The 18,703-nt window shown below is 42.9% G+C and carries 18 protein-coding genes and 1 pseudogene; 4 read left to right on the top strand and 15 right to left on the bottom strand.

Features of this window, described 5'->3' with window-relative positions; translation table 11 throughout:
- Positions 1-53: 53 nt before the first annotated feature.
- Both AC07VD_RS19870 and gutB read right to left on the bottom strand, forming a co-directional pair.
- The gene (locus tag AC07VD_RS19870; RefSeq protein WP_494721962.1) at positions 54-1,445 is read right to left on the bottom strand and encodes an MFS transporter; all 1,392 of its coding nucleotides are present in this window, start codon (positions 1,443-1,445) and stop codon (positions 54-56) included.
- 73 nt (positions 1,446-1,518) lie between these two features.
- Positions 1,519-2,580: a sorbitol dehydrogenase gene (gutB, locus tag AC07VD_RS19875; RefSeq protein WP_124059949.1), complete on the bottom strand. Its 1,062-nt coding sequence runs from the start codon at positions 2,578-2,580 to the stop codon at positions 1,519-1,521.
- A 201-nt stretch (positions 2,581-2,781) separates the two neighbouring features.
- On the opposite strand from gutB, the gene gutR reads away from it, so the two are divergent.
- The gene (gene gutR, locus AC07VD_RS19880) at positions 2,782-5,271 is read left to right on the top strand and encodes a glucitol operon transcriptional regulator GutR (protein ID WP_494721960.1); all 2,490 of its coding nucleotides are present in this window, start codon (positions 2,782-2,784) and stop codon (positions 5,269-5,271) included.
- Positions 5,272-5,359: 88 nt separating this feature from the next.
- On the opposite strand, the gene AC07VD_RS19885 is transcribed toward gutR, so the two are convergent.
- From AC07VD_RS19885 to groES, 4 genes and pseudogenes are all read right to left on the bottom strand, one after another.
- Complete coding sequence (locus AC07VD_RS19885; protein WP_494721963.1) at positions 5,360-6,049, bottom strand: alpha/beta hydrolase; 690 nt, start codon at positions 6,047-6,049, stop codon at positions 5,360-5,362.
- A gap of 144 nt (positions 6,050-6,193) precedes the next feature.
- Positions 6,194-6,495 (bottom strand): annotated as a pseudogene (locus AC07VD_RS19890) (abhydrolase domain-containing 18); the annotation flags it as partial.
- A 555-nt stretch (positions 6,496-7,050) separates the two neighbouring features.
- The gene (gene groL / locus AC07VD_RS19895) at positions 7,051-8,682 is read right to left on the bottom strand and encodes a chaperonin GroEL (RefSeq protein WP_003234067.1); all 1,632 of its coding nucleotides are present in this window, start codon (positions 8,680-8,682) and stop codon (positions 7,051-7,053) included.
- Between the two features lie 46 nt (positions 8,683-8,728).
- Positions 8,729-9,013, bottom strand: a complete 285-nt coding sequence (gene groES, locus AC07VD_RS19900) for a co-chaperone GroES (protein ID WP_003155970.1) — start codon at positions 9,011-9,013, stop codon at positions 8,729-8,731.
- 238 nt (positions 9,014-9,251) lie between these two features.
- On the opposite strand from groES, the gene AC07VD_RS19905 reads away from it, so the two are divergent.
- Together AC07VD_RS19905 and AC07VD_RS19910 are read left to right on the top strand one after the other, a co-directional pair.
- Positions 9,252-9,986: a CPBP family intramembrane glutamic endopeptidase gene (locus AC07VD_RS19905; RefSeq protein WP_003234069.1), complete on the top strand. Its 735-nt coding sequence runs from the start codon at positions 9,252-9,254 to the stop codon at positions 9,984-9,986.
- Positions 9,983-10,174: a YdiK family protein gene (locus tag AC07VD_RS19910; RefSeq protein WP_003225680.1), complete on the top strand. Its 192-nt coding sequence runs from the start codon at positions 9,983-9,985 to the stop codon at positions 10,172-10,174. Before AC07VD_RS19905 ends, AC07VD_RS19910 begins: the two co-directional genes overlap by 4 nt.
- 231 nt (positions 10,175-10,405) lie before the next feature.
- Here the strand turns inward: AC07VD_RS19910 and tatC are convergent, their stop codons facing one another.
- From tatC to moaC, 4 genes are read right to left on the bottom strand one after another with little or no spacing between them, the layout of a single operon-like run.
- Positions 10,406-11,170, bottom strand: coding sequence for a twin-arginine translocase subunit TatC (tatC, locus tag AC07VD_RS19915; RefSeq protein WP_494721961.1), 765 nt, complete (start codon positions 11,168-11,170; stop codon positions 10,406-10,408).
- A gap of 6 nt (positions 11,171-11,176) precedes the next feature.
- A complete protein-coding gene (gene tatAY, locus AC07VD_RS19920; protein WP_003234072.1) occupies positions 11,177-11,350 on the bottom strand; it encodes a sec-independent protein translocase protein TatAY in 174 nt (57 codons plus the stop codon).
- A 21-nt stretch (positions 11,351-11,371) separates the two neighbouring features.
- Positions 11,372-12,019, bottom strand: a complete 648-nt coding sequence (locus AC07VD_RS19925) for a redox-sensing transcriptional repressor Rex (protein WP_003234073.1) — start codon at positions 12,017-12,019, stop codon at positions 11,372-11,374.
- Positions 12,016-12,528, bottom strand: a complete 513-nt coding sequence (moaC, locus tag AC07VD_RS19930) for a cyclic pyranopterin monophosphate synthase MoaC (RefSeq protein ID WP_003243499.1) — start codon at positions 12,526-12,528, stop codon at positions 12,016-12,018. The genes AC07VD_RS19925 and moaC overlap by 4 nt, the downstream gene beginning before the upstream one ends.
- Before the next feature lie 125 nt (positions 12,529-12,653).
- On the opposite strand from moaC, the gene AC07VD_RS19935 reads away from it, so the two are divergent.
- Positions 12,654-14,582, top strand: coding sequence for an ABC-F family ATP-binding cassette domain-containing protein (locus AC07VD_RS19935; protein ID WP_124059945.1), 1,929 nt, complete (start codon positions 12,654-12,656; stop codon positions 14,580-14,582).
- Positions 14,583-14,811: 229 nt separating this feature from the next.
- On the opposite strand, the gene tsaD is transcribed toward AC07VD_RS19935, so the two are convergent.
- The 5 genes from tsaD to thiL are packed head-to-tail and all read right to left on the bottom strand — an operon-like array spanning position 14,812 to position 18,448.
- Positions 14,812-15,852 (bottom strand): tRNA (adenosine(37)-N6)-threonylcarbamoyltransferase complex transferase subunit TsaD, encoded by a 1,041-nt coding sequence (tsaD, locus tag AC07VD_RS19940; RefSeq protein ID WP_003234076.1) that lies wholly within the window; start codon positions 15,850-15,852, stop codon positions 14,812-14,814.
- Complete coding sequence (rimI, locus tag AC07VD_RS19945) at positions 15,845-16,300, bottom strand: ribosomal protein S18-alanine N-acetyltransferase (protein ID WP_003243019.1); 456 nt, start codon at positions 16,298-16,300, stop codon at positions 15,845-15,847. The genes tsaD and rimI overlap by 8 nt, the downstream gene beginning before the upstream one ends.
- 9 nt (positions 16,301-16,309) lie before the next feature.
- The gene (gene tsaB / locus AC07VD_RS19950) at positions 16,310-16,999 is read right to left on the bottom strand and encodes a tRNA (adenosine(37)-N6)-threonylcarbamoyltransferase complex dimerization subunit type 1 TsaB (RefSeq protein ID WP_003234078.1); all 690 of its coding nucleotides are present in this window, start codon (positions 16,997-16,999) and stop codon (positions 16,310-16,312) included.
- Positions 16,980-17,456, bottom strand: coding sequence for a tRNA (adenosine(37)-N6)-threonylcarbamoyltransferase complex ATPase subunit type 1 TsaE (tsaE, locus tag AC07VD_RS19955; protein ID WP_021481343.1), 477 nt, complete (start codon positions 17,454-17,456; stop codon positions 16,980-16,982). Before tsaE ends, tsaB begins: the two co-directional genes overlap by 20 nt.
- 14 nt (positions 17,457-17,470) lie before the next feature.
- Positions 17,471-18,448 carry a thiamine-phosphate kinase gene (thiL, locus tag AC07VD_RS19960; protein WP_122895380.1) on the bottom strand — a complete coding sequence of 326 codons (978 nt, stop codon included), beginning with the start codon at positions 18,446-18,448 and terminating at the stop codon, positions 17,471-17,473.
- Between the last annotated feature and the right edge of the window lie 255 nt (positions 18,449-18,703).

Here is an 18,703-nt window from a genome sequence, read left to right on the forward strand (position 1 = left end):
ATATTACTTTTTGCCATAAATACAACATTGAATATTAAAAATTTTACATATATTTATCTCGCAGACCTTTGCTCCAGCTCAGAGATGATGTGTTTATATCTTTTTTCCGTTAAAGGATAGAAGGCGATAAGAATAATAGAAAGCAAAATGAAAAATCCCGGAATCAAAGCATTCATATTTTTAATCGCATTCAACGACGCAACTGTCTGGTCTGTATTCGCCACATACCCGGCGATTCCTAAATAAATGGCCGAAAATGACCCGGCTAACGCAACACCCAGCTTATTAATAAAGCTCATGCTCGAAATCACCACACCATCCGCGCGAATTCCGGTTTTCCATTCCGCATAATCGACACAATCCGCAACCATTCCCCAAGCAAGCGTATTTAAAGGCGTTGTGAAAAATCCCGAAGCGAAAAGCCAAATGAAAATGAGTGGAATTGAAGAATACGGCGTAAAATGCAGGCCTGCATAAGAAATAAGCGATAGAGCTGCCGTGATGATCATGACTTGTTTTCTGCCCCACTTCTCAGAAAAGAAAGGAATAAACAAATTGCTGATCAGCGCTGCTCCGAAAAATAAAACGGTGCCCATAAATACGAACTCTTTATGGTTGACGTTATACGTAAAATAATACACCATCGTGCTGAGCTTAATATTAAACCCGATCGCAAAAGCCAAAAATGATGAAATTAACATAAGCAAGGGTTTGTTTCGGAATAAAACGGATAACGTCTTTTTGATCCCTTGTTTTTTTCTCTTTTTAGGCTGAATTCGCTCCCGTACAGTAAAGAAACTAAATAGATTCAAAACGATGCTGACCGCCGCGTAGATGAGCGCCGTCATTTGAAATCCAAACGCCTGATCCTCCCCTCCGATAGCAGTTGCAAGCGGTGTCGCACAGGAAATGGATAAAAGAATGCCGATATACACCAAAATCATCCGGGTTGTGGTCAGAACCGTTCGTTCCTCCACAGAATTCGTCATCCTCCCCGTTAAGCTGTTCACCGGGATCGTTTGCATACTAAAGGACATCCCAAGCAGAATATAGGTGACGTACGCATATACCATATTTCCGGTCTCACCGAAATGAGGCGTCGTGAAACATAAGAATGTGAATAGCGCAAAAGGAAATGCCACCCACAGCAAATATGGCCTTGCTTTTCCCCACCTTGTATTTGTTTTATCTAAAATCAATCCCATGATCGGGTCAAAAATAGCATCCAGCACACGCACAACAAGAAACAAAGTTGCGATCACCGCAGGCTGAATGCCGCCGACGTCTGTATAATAAAATAATAAGTATGCGTTTACAAACTGAAAGATTATATTATACGACATATCGCCGAATCCATAGCCGATTCGTTCAAACCAGGACAGTCCGGTGCTGAATTTTGACTGACGCTTCGCATTCATTGCCGTTACTTTTTCTGTTTCAATCATCATTTCCCACCCCAAGAATCCGTTTTCATTTCCAGTAAACAAGAGGGAGAATACAAAGATCCTCCCTGTTCACTCAGCGATTTGGATACACCATCACTTTTAAACATTCATTCTTAAATTGATGCGCCCGCTCCATCGCCTCTTGCGTCTGCTCCAGTGAATATTGGTCCGTTACAAGATGCTTCGTGTCCACAATGCCGGAAGCGAGAAATTCGATTCCCTTCGGATACGTATTGGCATAACGGAAGATCCCGTAAATATCAATCTCATTATCCGCAATAAACGGCACATTGAGCGGAATCTCGTTCTGTGAAGGCAAACCGACAATCGCCAATTTTCCGCCCCGGCGCACAGAAGCCAGTGCGGATTGCAATGCCGCTGGATTCCCTGCTGTTTCCCAAGCAACATCAACGCCTCTATCATCCGTGATCGTTTTAATCTCTTCAAGTGCATCCTGTTCACGTATATTAATAATGTGAGTCGCTCCCATTTTTTTCGCAGCCTCTAACCGCAGCGGCTCTAAGTCAGTGACGATAATTCTGCCTGCCCCAAATGCTTTAGCTGCGGCAACGGCCATTAACCCAACAGGGCCCATCCCCATAATCGCAATTGTTGATCCGGGCTGAAGCTTCGTTCTTGCCGCCGCATGAATGCCGACAGAAAACGGCTCGATCAAAGCAGCATCTTCATAAGAAAGTGAGTCTGGGATAGAGAAAACAAAGTCCTGACGCATTTTAATATATTGGACAAACGCGCCGTCCACCGGCGGTGTAGCCAAAAACTGTACATCCGGACAAAGGTTATAACGCCCTTCTTTGCACGCTTCACATCGTCCGCACGTAACACCCGGCTCTACAGCGACGCGGTCTCCCACCTTGAATTGATCGACAGATGATCCGACAGCGGCAATTTCACCCGCGCATTCATGGCCAAGGATAAATGGTTTTTCCACTACATAGTTGCCGATTCGTCCATTTGTATAGTAATGCAGATCTGATCCGCAAATTCCGACAGCCATCACCTTAATCAACACTTCATCATGATTGATGTCAGGCACAGGCAATGTTTCGATTTTGATTTCTCTTGTGTTGTGCATAACAGCCGCTTTCATGTTCTGAGGTACTGTGTGAGTCATTTGGCAAATTCCTTTCTTTAGAAAATAAAATGTAAGTGCATACATTTTTGTTTTCTCTGTTACTGCCCCCATTTTATCTGCTTTTCAATACGTTCAACAGCCTTTCCTGCTGTATAAAAGGACAGCGGCACTGTACTTTTATTTTTTCATATACAAAAAACGCTGGATTGATAAAATAGTACTAATAGGAGGTGCAGGCTTATGGCTGAACTTGAAAACCGAAAACAATTTGCACAACTGCTGGCACCTGGCGTCAAAACGCTAAAACTTCATCCTGATTATAAAGTCAGAAGGAAAAAGAACGAAAAAACAGGGCAGTCTTACATAGATAAAATCGCGCTCCAGCTGGGGGTTTCCTCTAACACGATCAAAAGCTGGATCGGACAGATGGGGGCAAACTATATTCCCGGGAGAATCGACGACGGAAAACTGTTCGGAATGATCTGGATCATTCTCGAAAAGACCGACTTGGATATCGAGTGGTTGACCGACCTGCTGGAAACCACCACTATCCCAGTCATCAAACCCGCACTGCCTGTATGGGCAGCGTCTTGTTTAAAAAAAGCGAAAACACTGCGAAAAGACGGGTCATTCGGGGCTCCGAGTAAAGATAAAATTGAAAATGTAGTAAAACGGCTGTTTCATGACAGACCCGGCCATGAAACGAATACGCTTACAAAACAGCCTATCACGCATAACCTACCGTCACGCTGGTCAGGACACTTTATCGGGCGCAGCTTTGATATGGAAGCGATACGGCAATGGATGCTTTCTCCGTCACCAGTCTGTTTAATCACCGGCTGGGCCGGTATGGGTAAAACCACAGTCACTCTTGAAGCCGCCTATTCCTGTGTCGGCGATACTTCAGATTGGCCCGCATTCAACAGCATCATCTGGGTCAGCGCTGATTGGAAAGGATTAAGCTTTAGCGATTTTTTAAATACGATCGCCTATCAGCTCGGACGCACAGAACAAATCGATAAATCAATCAATGAAAAACGGTTCGTCGTCCGCAATGCGTTAGCCAATTATACTAGAGAAAAACCGATCCTGCTGATCGTTGACAGTATTGATACCGCAGAACGTGACATTCATGAATTTATCACCAGCCTTCCTCAAGGCGTGAAAGTCCTCCTCACAGCGCGGGAAAACGTAAAGCAGACCTATCGGGAAAGCTTCGGAGAAATGACAGCCATTCAGCTAAGCGGTCTTGACCAAACAGATGCCCACGAATTTTTTCAACAAGAAGTGCATCACTGCTTACAAACATGCAACCTCCCACGTAAACGGGAAAAGCTGGAGCAGCTGTTACATCTATCATCTGACCTGAAAAACGAATTCATTTCAGCGACTGCCGGAAACCCGAAAGCCATGGCACTCAGCATTGCCTATATGTCAGACGATGACATCCCCGCTCAGCAGTTGATTCATGAGCTTGGAAAAGCAGGCTACTCACTGCTGGAATTGTTTGAATTCCTCTTTGGCCGCACCTGGGACAGATGCAATGAAGATACGCGAAAGCTCTGGCAGACGCTTTGCTTTTTCAGCAAGCCGCCTGATGAAAAAAGCCTGGCGGCAGCAGCCGGATTAGACGCCCGCCGTTTTCATTACGCTATGGAACAAATGCGGTCATATGCGCTGATTCAACCGGAACGAAGCGAAGGCAGGTCACAGTACTTAGCGCATCAAACCGTTGTCGCTTACGGAGAACAGCACTTATCCGAATATCACGAATATGAAAAAGAAGCCCGCAGCCGCTGGGCGCACTATTATATTGATTATGCCGAAACCCATTTAAAACGGGAACAGCCCAACTCTATCTATTGGAGCTACCTTCTGGGACGGAATTTAGATCAAATGAAAAAAGAATGGCCAAACATCTTAAAGGTCATCCAATGGGCAAGTGAAACCGAACAAAAAGAAATCCTAATCGAACTCATCACCCGCATTAGCCATTTTCTAAGCAGAATCAACCTGCCCCTGCGAATCGAATACGGATGCAAAGCCGCCGACGCCGCCCACCAATTAGGCAAACACACACGAGAAGCGTTCTTCCGAATCGACACCTCAGGCTGGGCATTGATGGAAGTCAATGATTTAGACGGAGCGCTTCAGCAAATAGAAGCCGGGCTGAAGATTCTTGAACAATCAGACGCTCACGATGCCTATGATCTAAAGGTTTGGGGACATGCACTCAAAGCAAGGCTGTTTTTAAAAGACGGGCAACAGGAAAAAGCAGAGACCATTTTAAACGAAATCGAAAATCAACCGATTTCCCCTACCATTCAACACAGAGTTCTATTGGTTCGCGGTGACTTAAGCTTTGCGAGAGGTTATCATGTAGAAGCCATTCAATTATACGAAGCGGCAAATGAAATCAGCTCCACATACGGCGGCGAAAAAACGATAGAAGCCTATTTCAATCTGGGTGTCGCTTACGTGAAATGTGATCAGTTTGAAAAAGCGGAAGAAGCCTTTGAGCAAATGCTCTATGACAAACATAACGCCAATCAAGTTGAACTGATCTACTATCACTACGGAATGGCGCAGCTGTTGTATCGTAAAGGAGAGAAAACGAAAGCGATGGAATCTAATCAGAAGGCGATTCGTTTGATTGATTCGTGGGAGCCTGCGATTGGGATTCGGGGAGAGGTGGAAGAACTGGCAATGGTGATTAAAGAAAACGACTAGTACGTATAGTAGTTCTGTCAGCAATCTCACTCAATAAATAGGAAAGGCCAACTGAAGTTGCAGTTGGCCTTTCGTTTCTTATTAAAGTCTACAAATGTACTGAACCAGGTTTTCCCGTATGTATTCTTTCTCGTATAAAGGAAAGCGTATCATTTGCCAGCTTATTGCGGCAAAGAACAATACCTGAATGACCACAATTGTAGACGTATCTTGTGGGTTTCCCCCAGCTTTCCCATAAATAATCTGCATCTTTTAAGTCAATATACTGATCATGTTTAGCAGAAATCAGCAGAATGTTATCTTTATTAACTTTCGGCAAGGCTTGACTAGGATCTGTGATATTCCAATATTTTGTTAAATCTTCATAGGTCACACCATTTTGTTCTAATTCTTCTCTTATGAATTTACCTGGGATCGTGTTCCATATTGAATAAGAAAGGCGATTGGCATAAAAGATTGATACCACTACATCAATTTGGGATTCTAGGGTTGCAATTAGATTAGTAACCCATCCCCCTAAGCTTACCCCCACTATGATAACAGGGCCTTTTTTATTTGCTTTTATCCAGTGAATTAATGCCCGTAAATCTACAATGGCCTGTCTTGTCGACTCAATTGTACGATCAATATTTGCACTAATCATCAACTCGCCACTATACAGTGAATTTTCCGGTTCTCTTTCAAAATGGTATGGAAGAGAATAATAATACATATTCCAGCCTAAATCGTTCATTATACGTTTATGAAATATTTTTTTGATTCTATCGAACGAATCCATGCGCCAGCCGTGTACAAAGATGACATTGGGTTGATCTATATCATTTTCATTTAAAAAAACCTCCCCTTTTAAAGTATCATTAACAGGATTCCCAGTTTGAATTAAGGATTCATAACGAAATGTTCCAACCCTATAATTTTTTTTAGATTCATTCAAGTCAATTGAAACATCAGCTATATTTGCACTGTAAAATTCCTCTCTATCATCGATATCGGCTGCAATAGCAGCAGAAAAAAGTTTATCTTTACTTCTTTTTCTGTGTAAATCATATAAAGCCAAGCGATCTATCATTTTTGAGAAATGCACTATTAAGTCCTCCTTGGTAATCATAAAAAACTAATATTAGAGTTAATAATTGGATTGTCGGTCTCCATAGAGTCGTGATGAATATTATCAATGTTGTGGAAGAACCTAACTACATTGACAGTGAATTTTTGAGAATCAGATTATTCTGCCGTCTATATATTTAACATACATCGTCTTAGTGGCTAAAAAGCAGCACAAATAGACATTTTAATAGGTTTTCTCTTTGACAGTGTTTTCCTTGGGGAAACGTCTAAGAGTGTTGGTGACACTATTTATTTAGGTAACTGGGGCTTTTTTGTCTTATGAGAGGATACCATCTCCTGTCTGCAATAGGGAGAGAAGTAACAGAGGTCTGGACGAATAATTTTTAAACCCATTTTTAATCATAACAGAAGTGCAGTTTACTGAAGTTACAGTAAGCCGTTTGTCAAAGAAGACGTAAACAGGAATCTGAGCCGGTGGAATTTTGTATTTTGGTCAATTGAATAATTCATATCGGGATTATCAAAACTATTGAAAATCGATATAGAACAGTGCTGAAAAAATCAAACTACGAAAGACAGAAAAAAAAGAAGCTTCTCACAAGTTCAATGAACTCATGAGAAGCCTCGAAATTTAAAAATGGCATCAAAAGGGCATCAAAAATGACGTCCGTTGCCGACAAACCCTTGTAAATTAAGGGGTTTTTGTCGGTATTACATCATTCCGCCCATACCGCCCATGCCGCCCATATCAGGCATTCCGCCGCCAGCGTTTTCTTCTGGCTTGTCAGCGACAACGGCTTCAGTTGTTAAGAACATTGCAGCTACAGACGCAGCGTTTTGAAGAGCTGAGCGTGTAACCTTAGTTGGGTCAACGATACCTTTTTCGATCATGTTTACCCATTCGCCAGTTGCAGCGTTGAAGCCTACGCCGATTTCTTCGTTTTTGAGGCGTTCAACGATGACAGATCCTTCAAGACCAGCGTTATGTGCGATTTGACGGATTGGCTCTTCAAGCGCGCGAAGCACGATGTTGATACCTGTTTGAGCATCGCCTTCAGCTTCAACTGCAGCGACTTTGTTATATACGTTTACAAGCGCTGTACCACCACCGGATACGATGCCTTCTTCAACAGCCGCGCGAGTTGAGTTCAGGGCGTCTTCGATGCGAAGTTTACGCTCTTTCAGCTCAGTTTCAGTCGCAGCGCCGACTTTGATGACAGCTACGCCGCCAGCAAGTTTAGCAAGACGCTCTTGTAATTTTTCTCTGTCGAATTCAGAAGTTGTTTCTTCTACTTGAGCGCGGATTTGAGTCACGCGGGCAGAAATTTTGTCTGTTTCGCCAGCGCCTTCAACGATTGTTGTGTTTTCTTTAGTAACGACAACTTTAGAAGCGCGTCCCAATTGAGCGATTTGAGTAGATTTCAGGTCAAGGCCAAGATCTTCTGTGATGACTTCTCCGCCAGTAAGGACAGCGATGTCTTCAAGCATTGCTTTACGGCGGTCACCGAAGCCAGGAGCTTTAACAGCCACTGCATTGAATGTGCCGCGAAGTTTGTTCACAACAAGTGTTGCAAGTGCTTCGCCTTCAACGTCTTCTGCGATCAAAAGCAATGGTTTGCCTTGCTGAACAACCTGCTCAAGCACAGGAAGGATTTCTTGAATGTTTGTGATTTTTTTGTCTGTGATTAAGATGTAAGGATTGTCAAGAACCGCTTCCATCTTATCAGAGTCAGTTACCATGTAAGGAGACGCATATCCGCGGTCGAATTGCATACCTTCAACAACTTCAAGCTCAGTTGTGAAGCCTTTAGACTCTTCGATTGTGATAACGCCGTCGTTTCCTACGCGCTCCATTGCTTCAGCGATAAGGCTTCCGACTTCCTCATCAGCAGCAGAGATCGCAGCAACCTGAGCGATAGACTCTTTGCCTTCGATTGGCTTAGAAATTTCTTTTAAGTTTTCGATCGCAACCGCTACAGCTTGTTCCATCCCTTTACGCACGCCTACAGGGTTAGCGCCTGCTGTTACGTTTTTAAGGCCTTCACGGATCATTGCTTGCGCAAGAACTGTTGCAGTTGTTGTACCGTCACCGGCAACGTCGTTTGTTTTGCTGGCTACTTCAGCAACAAGCTTAGCACCCATGTTTTCAAACGCGTCTTCTAGCTCGATTTCTTTAGCGATTGTTACACCGTCATTTGTGATTAACGGAGAACCGAATTTTTTCTCTAGAACCACGTTGCGTCCTTTTGGTCCTAAAGTTACTTTAACAGCATCAGCAAGTGCATCGACACCGCGAAGCATTGCGCGGCGAGCTTCTTCACTAAACTTAATTTCTTTTGCCATGTTTACAAGACCTCCTCAAATGTTTTAAGTATTGTTTATTTAAGAATTAGCCAATAACAGCTAAAATGTCGCTTTCACGTAAGATTAAGTATTCAGTACCTTCGTATTTCACTTCAGTACCTGCGTATTTTGAGAAGATAATGCGGTCGCCCTCTTTTACTTCTAAAGCAACGCGCTCTCCGCTTTCTAACACGCGACCTGAACCAGCTGCCACGATTTTGCCTTCTTGCGGTTTTTCTTTTGCAGAATCCGGCAACACAATTCCGCTGGCAGTTTTTTCTTCAGATTCTACGAGTTCAATGACAACGCGATCACCTAATGGCTTTAACAATGTAATAACCTCCTCAATAGTATGAATATGTAATTTTAGCACTCAGCACTAAAGAGTGCTAACACAATTCTTATAATAAAGAATCTCCCTTCCAATTTCAAGTGATAAGATAAAAAATTTTTCACGCTTACATCATTCTTTTCCGCTCCCTTTTCCGTTAGCTTTTTCACCCCCGTACCGATTATGTTACAATAGCTGTAGATGAACGAAACCCACTTAACAAAGGAGTACATACCATTTGAGAAAACAGTATTGGTTTATTATTTTGACATATATCATCATGCAGTTTTCCGCATTAATCGCGATTCCCTTGTTATTTAAATTCGGTTATGCCGGAGGACAGCCTACAGATGAAAATATGCTGCATGCACAAGGATTATGGTCCGTTATCAGCTTTATCGCCTGTCTCGTTGTTGTTCTGCTCATTCTGAGAACCGTTCCGAAAGAAACGCTGCGAAACGGACAGAAGGACTCAATCGGACTTTCTATCCTTTGGGCGATAGCCGGTTTTTTCATTGCCCTTTTCTCTCAAGGAATAGCAGGCTCTATTGAATATTATGTTTTTGGCATCGGGAGAGAATCAGAAAATACACAAGCGATTCTGGATGTCATTCAGGCAGTCCCGCTCATGATTATCGTTTCTTCCATCGTCGGGCCTATATTAGAAGAAATCATCTTCAGAAAAATCATTTTCGGCGCGCTGTACGAAAAAACGAATTTCTTTTTTGCAGGACTGATCAGCTCGGTTATTTTCGGTATTGTTCACGCTGATTTGAAGCATCTTCTTCTATATACAGCAATGGGCTTTACCTTTGCCTTTTTATATGCCAGAACAAAACGGATATGGGTGCCGATTTTCGCCCATTTAATGATGAATACATTCGTCGTCATCATGCAGCTTGAGCCTGTTCGGAATTACCTTGAACAGCAGAGCACACAAATGCAATTGATTATTGGAGGATTATTTTTATGAGAAACCCGGTAGTTTGGGGAATGATCTACTTTGCCGTAGGGTGCATCTTTACTTATCTTGCCGCAAGCTCGCCAGGCAGCATGTGGTCATTTTACTCCATCCTGCTGATGGTGTTCGCCGCTTACAACATCAGCATTTCTTTTAAGATGTTCGCCTTTTCATTTAAAATCAAAAAGAACCAAAAATAAAGAAAATCCATTTCTGAATGAGAAATGGATTCAAATTAAATCCTAAAACGGCTTTCGTTTTAGGATTTTGTCATTTTCTGCGTGATTGAAAACCCTTGAAGTCTAGGAAAGGCGGGCATTGGAGCGGAGCGAATGTTTTCATTCGTGAGCACCAACGCACAGGCTTGACAACGAATGCGGGGGGTTGTCAACACGCTGAATCCATTTCTCTCATGAGAAATGGATTTTTTATTATTGCCCCAAAGACACGTCCTGATCGGCAGCACTGCTTTTCTGTGCTTTCCGATAAGCGGCCTTCGATATAAGGATACTGATTTCATATAAAATCAAAAGCGGGACTGTGACCATCATATGGGACAGAAGCTCAGGCGGTGTAATCAGGGCTGCGATCACCAGCAGCGTAAAATACGCATACTTTCTGATTTTCGCCAAGAACATCGGTGTCACAATTCCGAGCCTGGTCAAAAACATGAGGATGACCGGCATTTGGAACAGCAGTCCAAACGGAATCGTCAGCTGCAGAAGAAAATGAAAATATTCATTAATTCCGATCACCTGATTGACATTCAAGTCCTGAGAAATCCGCTTCATAAAATCAACAACAAAAGGAAATAAAATATAATATGAAAAAGATAAGCCCGCTAAAAACAGCAAAATAGAGATCGGAATGTAGCTGAGCGTTACTTTGCGCTCTTTCTCATAGAGACCCGGACTCACAAAAGCCCAAAGCTGATAAAGAATAACCGGCGAGGTCAGGACTATGCCGATGATAAACGCAAACTGCATAAACACATAAAGCGGGTCTGTCAGGTTAAACGCGTTAAGCGTAAGCTGCTTCGCTTCATCTGTTTCTTGCAGATACACAATAATCGGCTTTGCTAAAAAAAATCCAGCAATAAAGAAAACGACAAACGCCAGCGCTACAATCAGCAACCGTTTTCGAAGCTCAGCAATATGCTCCAGCAGCGACATTTGATTCACTTTCATTCGTGTCATCCTAACTTACTGATCTTCTTTCTTTTTTTCCTCTTCATCACTCGTTAATCCTTTTGTAGCGTTTTTGAATTCACGAAGTGTGTCTCCCGCTGCTTTCCCCAATTCAGGCAGCTTTTTGGGACCGAAGATAATCAGAGCAACGATTGCGATAACAGCAAGGCTTCCAGGACCGATCGGCATATTTGGGCTCCTCCTTTCCCTCTATTCGATTTCCTCTAAAACTGAGTAATGCTTCAAAAAATAAACAAGTGACTGAAGCTCAACTGCTAAATCTATATGATGAATTCGAATGTGTTCCGGCACATTCAAACGGGCCGGCGTAAAATTAAGGATTCCCTTGATTCCTAATGCGACCAATCTGTCTGTAATGGATTGAGCGGCAACTGCAGGCACTGTAAGAATGGCAACTGATTCATCTTTTACGTGTTGTTCAAGGTCATCAAGGTTATAGACGGGCACGCCGCCTACCTCAGTTCCTATTTTACTCTCATTTATATCAAAAGCCATAGAAATTTTTGTGTTATTATTTTTTGTGAAATTATAGTGAAGAAATGCCGTTCCCAAGTTCCCGACACCAATCAAGATGACGTCTGTCATCTCATCCTGATCAAGCGTTTTCCGGAAAAAAGACAGCAAATAATCCACATTATATCCGTATCCTTTTTTGCCAAGAGCTCCAAAATAGGAAAAATCCCTCCGAATCGTGGCAGAATCAACCTTTACGGCATCACTGAGTTCAGCGGATGATACACGCTGTTTTCCTGACGCATGCAGATTCTTTAAAAAGCGATAGTAAAGCGGCAGCCGTTTCGCCGTCGCCTGCGGAATTTTTGATTGATCCTTATTCATTTTTGGTCCTCCAAATTATACTCGGATAGTTCTCTTTTAAAGTCACCGTTTTTCCCGCCTGTCTTCTCCAGCAAGAAAGTAGGGCCGATGACCATCCCCTTATCAAGGGCCTTGCACATATCGTAAACGGTAAGAGCGCACACCGATGCAGAAGTGAGCGCTTCCATTTCCACACCTGTACTCCCTTTCGTTTTGACCTGTGCTTTTATATGAAGTATAACTTCTGCTTCTTTTATTTTCCAGTCAAACGATATATCTACCCCGCTCAATGAAAGCGGATGGCACATCGGAATGATATTCGACGTTTGCTTTGCGGCCATAATGCCTGCCACCTGTGCGACAGCCAGTACATCTCCTTTGCCGATATCGTGACTTTGTATTTTCTCGTACACTTCATTCTTCATGTGTACGCTTGAAACAGCCGCCGCAGTACGGACAGTCGAAGATTTTTCGCTGATATCCACCATCTGGGCTCTGCCCTGTTCATTAAAATGAGAAAATCCATTCATATTAAAACGCTCCTTAAACAGATCATACACTATTTTCTTCTCTATGTCTTATATGGCCAATGTATTGTTTGCTGACTTCTGGTTCATAAGCTACACTTAACTTATTATAGCAGAGGTGAAATAATATGATGATCTTACAAGTTAATCAGCTGTCCAAATCATTTGGTGCTGATACTATTTTAAACAATATAAAGCTGGAAGTCAGAAATCGTGATCGCATCGCCATTGTAGGAAGAAATGGCGCCGGAAAATCCACGCTCCTTAAAATTATCGCAGGCCAGCTTTCGTATGAAAAGGGCGAAATTATTAAACCGAAAGATATTACAATGGGATATCTCGCCCAGCATACTGGCTTGGATTCTAAGCTTACCATAAAAGAAGAGCTGCTGACTGTTTTTGACCACTTAAAAGCAATGGAAAAGGAAATGCGGGCTATGGAAGAAAAAATGGCGGCAGCTGACCCGGGTGAATTAGAAAGCATCATGAAAACCTACGACCGTCTTCAGCAGGAATTCAAAGATAAGGGCGGTTATCAATATGAAGCGGATGTTAGATCTGTGCTGCATGGTCTCGGCTTCAGCCATTTTGACGATTCTACACAGGTTCAAAGCCTCAGCGGAGGCCAGAAAACAAGACTGGCTTTAGGTAAGCTTCTATTAACACAGCCTGATTTGCTCATTCTTGATGAGCCGACAAACCATCTGGATATTGATACGCTTACCTGGCTTGAGCATTATTTACAAGGCTATTCAGGCGCCATCCTCATCGTTTCGCATGACCGCTACTTTTTGGACAAAGTAGTAAACCAGGTGTACGAGGTATCAAGAGCAGAAAGCAAAAAGTATCACGGCAACTACAGCGCTTATCTCGACCAAAAAGCCGCGCAGTATGAAAAAGATCTTAAAATGTATGAAAAGCAGCAGGACGAGATTGCAAAGCTGCAGGACTTCGTAGACCGAAATCTGGCGAGAGCCTCTACCACCAAAAGGGCGCAAAGCCGCAGAAAGCAGCTTGAGCGAATGGAAGTCATGTCAAAACCGCTTGGCGATGAAAAATCTGCAAACTTTCATTTTGATATTACAAAACAGAGCGGAAATGAAGTCCTCCGTGTTCAGGATCTCACAATCAGCTATGAAAACCAGCCGCCGCTTTTAACAGAAGTGTCATTCATGCTCACAAGAGGAGAAAGCGCAGCGCTTGTCGGCCCTAACGGAATTGGTAAATCGACATTACTGAAAACATTGATAGACACCCTAAAACCAGATCAAGGAACGATCTCATACGGCTCAAATGTCAGTGTCGGCTATTATGATCAGGAACAGGCTGAGTTGACTTCCTCTAAACGTGTCCTTGATGAGCTGTGGGACGAGTACCCCGGGCTCCCAGAAAAAGAAATCAGAACGTGTCTCGGAAATTTCTTATTCTCCGGAGATGATGTGCTGAAACCAGTTCATTCACTGAGCGGAGGCGAAAAAGCAAGATTGGCTCTAGCTAAGCTGATGCTTCAAAAAGCCAACTTTCTCATCCTTGATGAACCGACTAACCATCTGGATTTAGACAGCAAAGAAGTTCTCGAAAACGCGCTGATTGATTATCCAGGCACACTGTTATTTGTCTCACATGACAGATATTTTATTAACAGAATCGCCACAAGAGTATTGGAGCTTTCTTCAAGCCATATAGAGGAGTATCTGGGAGATTACGATTATTATACAGAGAAAAAAACAGAGCAGCTTGAATTGGAGAAAATGAATCAGCAAGAGGAAACTGATAAAACGCCAGCTACAGTGAAGTCTGACTCCAAACGTTCCTACGAGGAAGAAAAAGAATGGAAAAAGAAAGAGCGCCAACGACTCCGTCGGATTGAAGAAATTGAAACCACTGTTCAAACCATTGAAGAGAACATTAGCCGCAATGATGAATTGCTATGTGACCCTGAAGTCTATCAGGATCATGAAAAAGTACAAGCTATCCATGCAGACAATGAGAAGCTTAATCAGGAGCTGGAATCTCTTTTGTCCGAATGGGAAGAACTATCCACAGAAGAAGATTAAAAAAGTCAAGCACCTCTTTTTAGAGGTGCTTTTTATCCACAGAACATCCCCTAATAAATAAACAAAGTAAGCGCTTTATACACACTATCCACAAAATATTCTGAATTTATCCACTTTATTAACAGTGACCTCAGCCCTTTATCCATCAATATCTCTATAATTACTCCCAGATATGTGGATAAATTGTGAATTGTCTGTTAATAACAAACATATAAAAAGTCTCACGCTATTATCTCGTGAGACTTTGATAAGAAGTCAATTCAAGGCCGGGCTGGCCATTCATATCATATGCACCGCGAATTCCTTTTTCAAAAGCAATTGTACCAGCAGCAGCAATCATCGCAGCATTATCCGTGCATAAAGCTAATGGAGGAATGACAAGCGTAATCCCTTCATGCTGGGCAAATTCCTTTTCTAATGCAGCTCTGAGGCCTCTGTTTGCAGCTACTCCTCCGGCTAAAAGGACCTGTTTGACATCATATTCCTTTGCCGCGCGCGCCGTTTTGGTTACCAAGACATCGATCACACTATTTTGGAAACTGGCAGACAAATCTTCCGGAGCAATCTCTTGCCCTTTTTGGGATGCATTATGAAGCGTATTGATCACCGCAGACTTCAATCCGCTAAAGCTGAAGTTGTAAGAGCCTTCTTCAAGCCATGCGCGAGGAAGCGGAATATTGTCATTCCCTTTTTCAGCTAGCTTGTCAATTTGCGGTCCACCCGGATATGGCAATCCCATCGTCCGAGCCACTTTGTCGTAGGCTTCTCCTGCCGCATCATCAAGGGTTTCCCCAATGACTTCAAATGATCCATGTTCCTTCATATAAACCAGTTCTGTATGGCCTCCTGAAACGACCAATGCTAGTGCCGGGAACACGATGTCTTCTACAAGACGGTTCGCGTATATATGACCGGCTATATGATGAACGCCTACTAACGGAATGTTATGTGCAAAGCTCAATGCTTTAGCGGCATTCACTCCGATAAGAAGCGCTCCCACCAGTCCCGGACCTTCTGTTACTGCAATCGCATCAATATCACTATACGTCATGCCAGCTTTGCGAAACGCCTCTTCTATAACCAAAGTGATTTGTTCAACATGATGTCTTGAAGCAATTTCCGGAACAACGCCTCCGAAGCGCTTATGGCTTTCAATTTGAGAGGCTACTACGTTTGAAATGATCTCTTTCCCGTTTTTCACAATAGCTGCAGCAGTCTCATCACAGCTTGTTTCAATTCCTAATACGTACATGTCTTTTTGCTCACTCATTTATCGTCACCCACATAATTAACGCATCTTCCCCGTTATCAGTATAATAGTTCTTTCTTATTCCGCCGGGCTGCATCCCGAATTTCTTATATAAGCCTTGAGCAGGATGATTCGAAACCCTCACTTCAAGCGAAAGCCGCCTTGCGTCTTTTTCTTTGCACAGTTCAACAGCTGAGCGAAAAAGCGTTTCTCCTAAAGACTGGCCGCGATACTCTGGTTTTATCGCTATATTTGTAATTTGGGCATCGTCCATCACAATCCAAATCCCGCAATACCCAGCAAGATGGCCGTCCTTTTCAATCACGAGATAATGAGCATACGGATTTTCCAGCAGCTCATGATAAAACGAATCCTTCGTCCAAGGAGACGTAAAGGAGGATGCTTCGATTTCGTATACGTGATCTATATCTTCAAGCCGCATATTTCTGACCGCTGCTTTTGTTTTCATCCTATCACCCTACTTTTGACTTTCAATCCATTTCGCTTCAGCTTCTGCCAGCCGCAAGTAATCCGGGACAAGCCCATGAACATCAGCTGCTTCCTTTTCCTTCCCGAGAAAAGCCAATTCTGAAGGACGCGGGTTATGCTGGGCGGCAGTTCCAATGAACCCTTTTGTTCCAAGCACATCCTCGATCATCTGCTTGTGAAGAGAAGTATCATGGCCTAAAAACAAAACAGGGCGGTCCTTTTCTTTTAGCATCTCCAGCCAATCTGCCAGCATCACATTTTGATCTGGAACAACTTGCTCTAAAAGCCCATTTTTATATTGATACAGACCTGTGTACACCTGTCCCCGTCTAGCATCAAAGATTGGGCTGATCAGACCGTCAAAATGCCGGCCATTTGCCGCAAGCGTCTCAAGACTTGATACAGCACTTATTGGAATGTCTAAAGACCAGGCAAGTGTTTTGGCCAACGTCACACCTATTCTTACTCCTGTGTATGAACCAGGGCCTTTTGCAACGACAATTTTAGAAAGGTCCTGCGGTGCCATATCACAATCATTCAGCAATGAATGAACAGCAGGCATCGCTCTTACAGAGTGGTTCTTTTTCAAGTATGTAATGTATTCTGCTATAACGGTGTCTTCTCGAAGCAGCGCAATGCCCAATGTATAATTTGATGTATCAATTGCTAATATTGTCATGTCTACTTAACTCCTCACAAAGCATTTCATACCGATTCCCGACAGCAGTAAAGGTAATTTCCCGCTCATCATCACCAGCTCTTTTGATGACAATTTGCAGTCGCTCCTGCGGCAGCTGTTCTTCAATTAAATGAGCCCATTCAACGAGACAGACACCTTGTCCGTGAAAATATTCATCAAGTCCCAAATCTTCACTTTCATCTTCCATTCTATACACATCCATATGATAAAGAGGAAGTAAGCCATCGTTATATTCTTTTATAATTGTAAAAGTCGGACTGTTTACAACACGCGTAATTCCCAGCCCTTCTGCAAAACCTTTCGTAAAAGTCGTTTTTCCTGCACCTAAATCGCCCTCTAATGTCAGGACGTCTCCCGGTTTAGCAAACGATGCCGTCAGCTTGGCAATTGCTTTTGTTTCTTCTGGATTTACAGTTCTCCATTTTAATTGCTTCACACAAGTCACCCGTCTTATTTAAAATGATTATATCCCTTTTTCTCTAAGATCATTGATGTTTGATCTGTTTTTAGGATCACTTTAGATTTTGTTTTTTCCCTGACATGGCCAATCTTTGTAATGGGAAGTTGACGTGCTGCGCACTGTTGCTTCAACACTTCCCACTCCTCATTTGAAACCGTCCCTGTCAGCTCAAAATCCTCACCGCCAAACAAAGCCCATTCTTTCCAGTTAGGATGAAGCTTAGGCAAATCAGAATGAATTGGAAGCATGCTTTCATCAATTTCAATTGAAACACAGCTGGCTTCTGCAATCTCGTTCAGTTCACTAGCCAATCCGTCACTAACATCATTTAAAGCTGCCCGTTTAAAAATCGAGCATAATCTGCCGACGCTTACTCTTGGCTCAGGCCGTTTATGCCTGTGGATAAAGTAATCCGTTTCCACAGATGAGTTTTGAGGATTAGTCTCTTCCAGCAATAAAGAAAGCCCTGCTGCAGAAGAACCGATTTCACCGGTTACAAACACAATATCATCCGGTTTTGCCAAGCTGCGCAAACAGGCCTGTCCCTTTTCAATTTCACCGATTACAGTGACTGTAACGACTAATTTGTCAGCGGTAGAAACTGTATCGCCGCCAATCAGATCCATATGATATAGTTTCGCCAGTTCATTCATTCCTTCATACATCGCCTTGATTTCAGATTCAGTCCATTTTGAAGGTACCGCAAGTGATACCAGATAAAACTTAGGAATGCCTCCCATCGCGGCAATATCACTTATATTAACGGCTAACGCCTTGTACCCGATATCTTCAGGTGAGGAATAGTGTAATTTGAAGTGCACGTCTTCTACCATAGTATCAACACAAACAATTTCCTGAACGCCGTGTTTCGCAGTGTAGAGCGCTGCATCATCACCTATTCCTACATCAACGGAAGAATGGTGAATGGTCCGCGGAGTAATGCTATGTATCAAATCAAATTCATCCATGAACCAAAATCTCCTTTCAACCCTGCTTATGCCTATATGTGCTCTTCCTAGTTTATCGAATTTTGCTGGAATATCCAAGATGTTCCCGATATAAAGAAAGCTTGGCTATGACACCAAGCAGAAGATACAGTAAAAGAAAACACAAAAAAAACGAAAACATGATCGTTTCGTTTACATTAATGGCGGTCCGGACGGGACTCGAACCCGCGACCTCCTGCGTGACAGGCAGGCATTCTAACCAACTGAACTACCGGA

The organism is Bacillus sp. GW821-FHT01G09 (assembly GCF_059422205.1).

Excerpts from the sequence above, each read along its gene's own strand:
- tatAY (WP_003234072.1), bottom strand. The coding sequence starts at position 11,350 with ATGCCGATCGGTCCTGGAAGCCTTGCTGTTATCGCAATCGTTGCTCTG.
- AC07VD_RS19935 (WP_124059945.1), top strand. The coding sequence starts at position 12,654 with ATGATGATCTTACAAGTTAATCAGCTGTCCAAATCATTTGGTGCTGAT.
- moaC (WP_003243499.1), bottom strand. The coding sequence starts at position 12,528 with ATGAATGGATTTTCTCATTTTAATGAACAGGGCAGAGCCCAGATGGTG.
- tsaB (WP_003234078.1), bottom strand. The coding sequence starts at position 16,999 with ATGACAATATTAGCAATTGATACATCAAATTATACATTGGGCATTGCG.
- tatC (WP_494721961.1), bottom strand. The coding sequence starts at position 11,170 with ATGACACGAATGAAAGTGAATCAAATGTCGCTGCTGGAGCATATTGCT.
- gutR (WP_494721960.1), top strand. The coding sequence starts at position 2,782 with ATGGCTGAACTTGAAAACCGAAAACAATTTGCACAACTGCTGGCACCT.
- AC07VD_RS19925 (WP_003234073.1), bottom strand. The coding sequence starts at position 12,019 with ATGAATAAGGATCAATCAAAAATTCCGCAGGCGACGGCGAAACGGCTG.
- gutB (WP_124059949.1), bottom strand. The coding sequence starts at position 2,580 with ATGACTCACACAGTACCTCAGAACATGAAAGCGGCTGTTATGCACAAC.
- rimI (WP_003243019.1), bottom strand. The coding sequence starts at position 16,300 with ATGAAAACAAAAGCAGCGGTCAGAAATATGCGGCTTGAAGATATAGAT.
- tsaD (WP_003234076.1), bottom strand. The coding sequence starts at position 15,852 with ATGAGTGAGCAAAAAGACATGTACGTATTAGGAATTGAAACAAGCTGT.
- AC07VD_RS19885 (WP_494721963.1), bottom strand. The coding sequence starts at position 6,049 with ATGGATTCGTTCGATAGAATCAAAAAAATATTTCATAAACGTATAATG.
- AC07VD_RS19910 (WP_003225680.1), top strand. The coding sequence starts at position 9,983 with ATGAGAAACCCGGTAGTTTGGGGAATGATCTACTTTGCCGTAGGGTGC.
- AC07VD_RS19870 (WP_494721962.1), bottom strand. The coding sequence starts at position 1,445 with ATGATTGAAACAGAAAAAGTAACGGCAATGAATGCGAAGCGTCAGTCA.
- groL (WP_003234067.1), bottom strand. The coding sequence starts at position 8,682 with ATGGCAAAAGAAATTAAGTTTAGTGAAGAAGCTCGCCGCGCAATGCTT.
- thiL (WP_122895380.1), bottom strand. The coding sequence starts at position 18,448 with ATGGATGAATTTGATTTGATACATAGCATTACTCCGCGGACCATTCAC.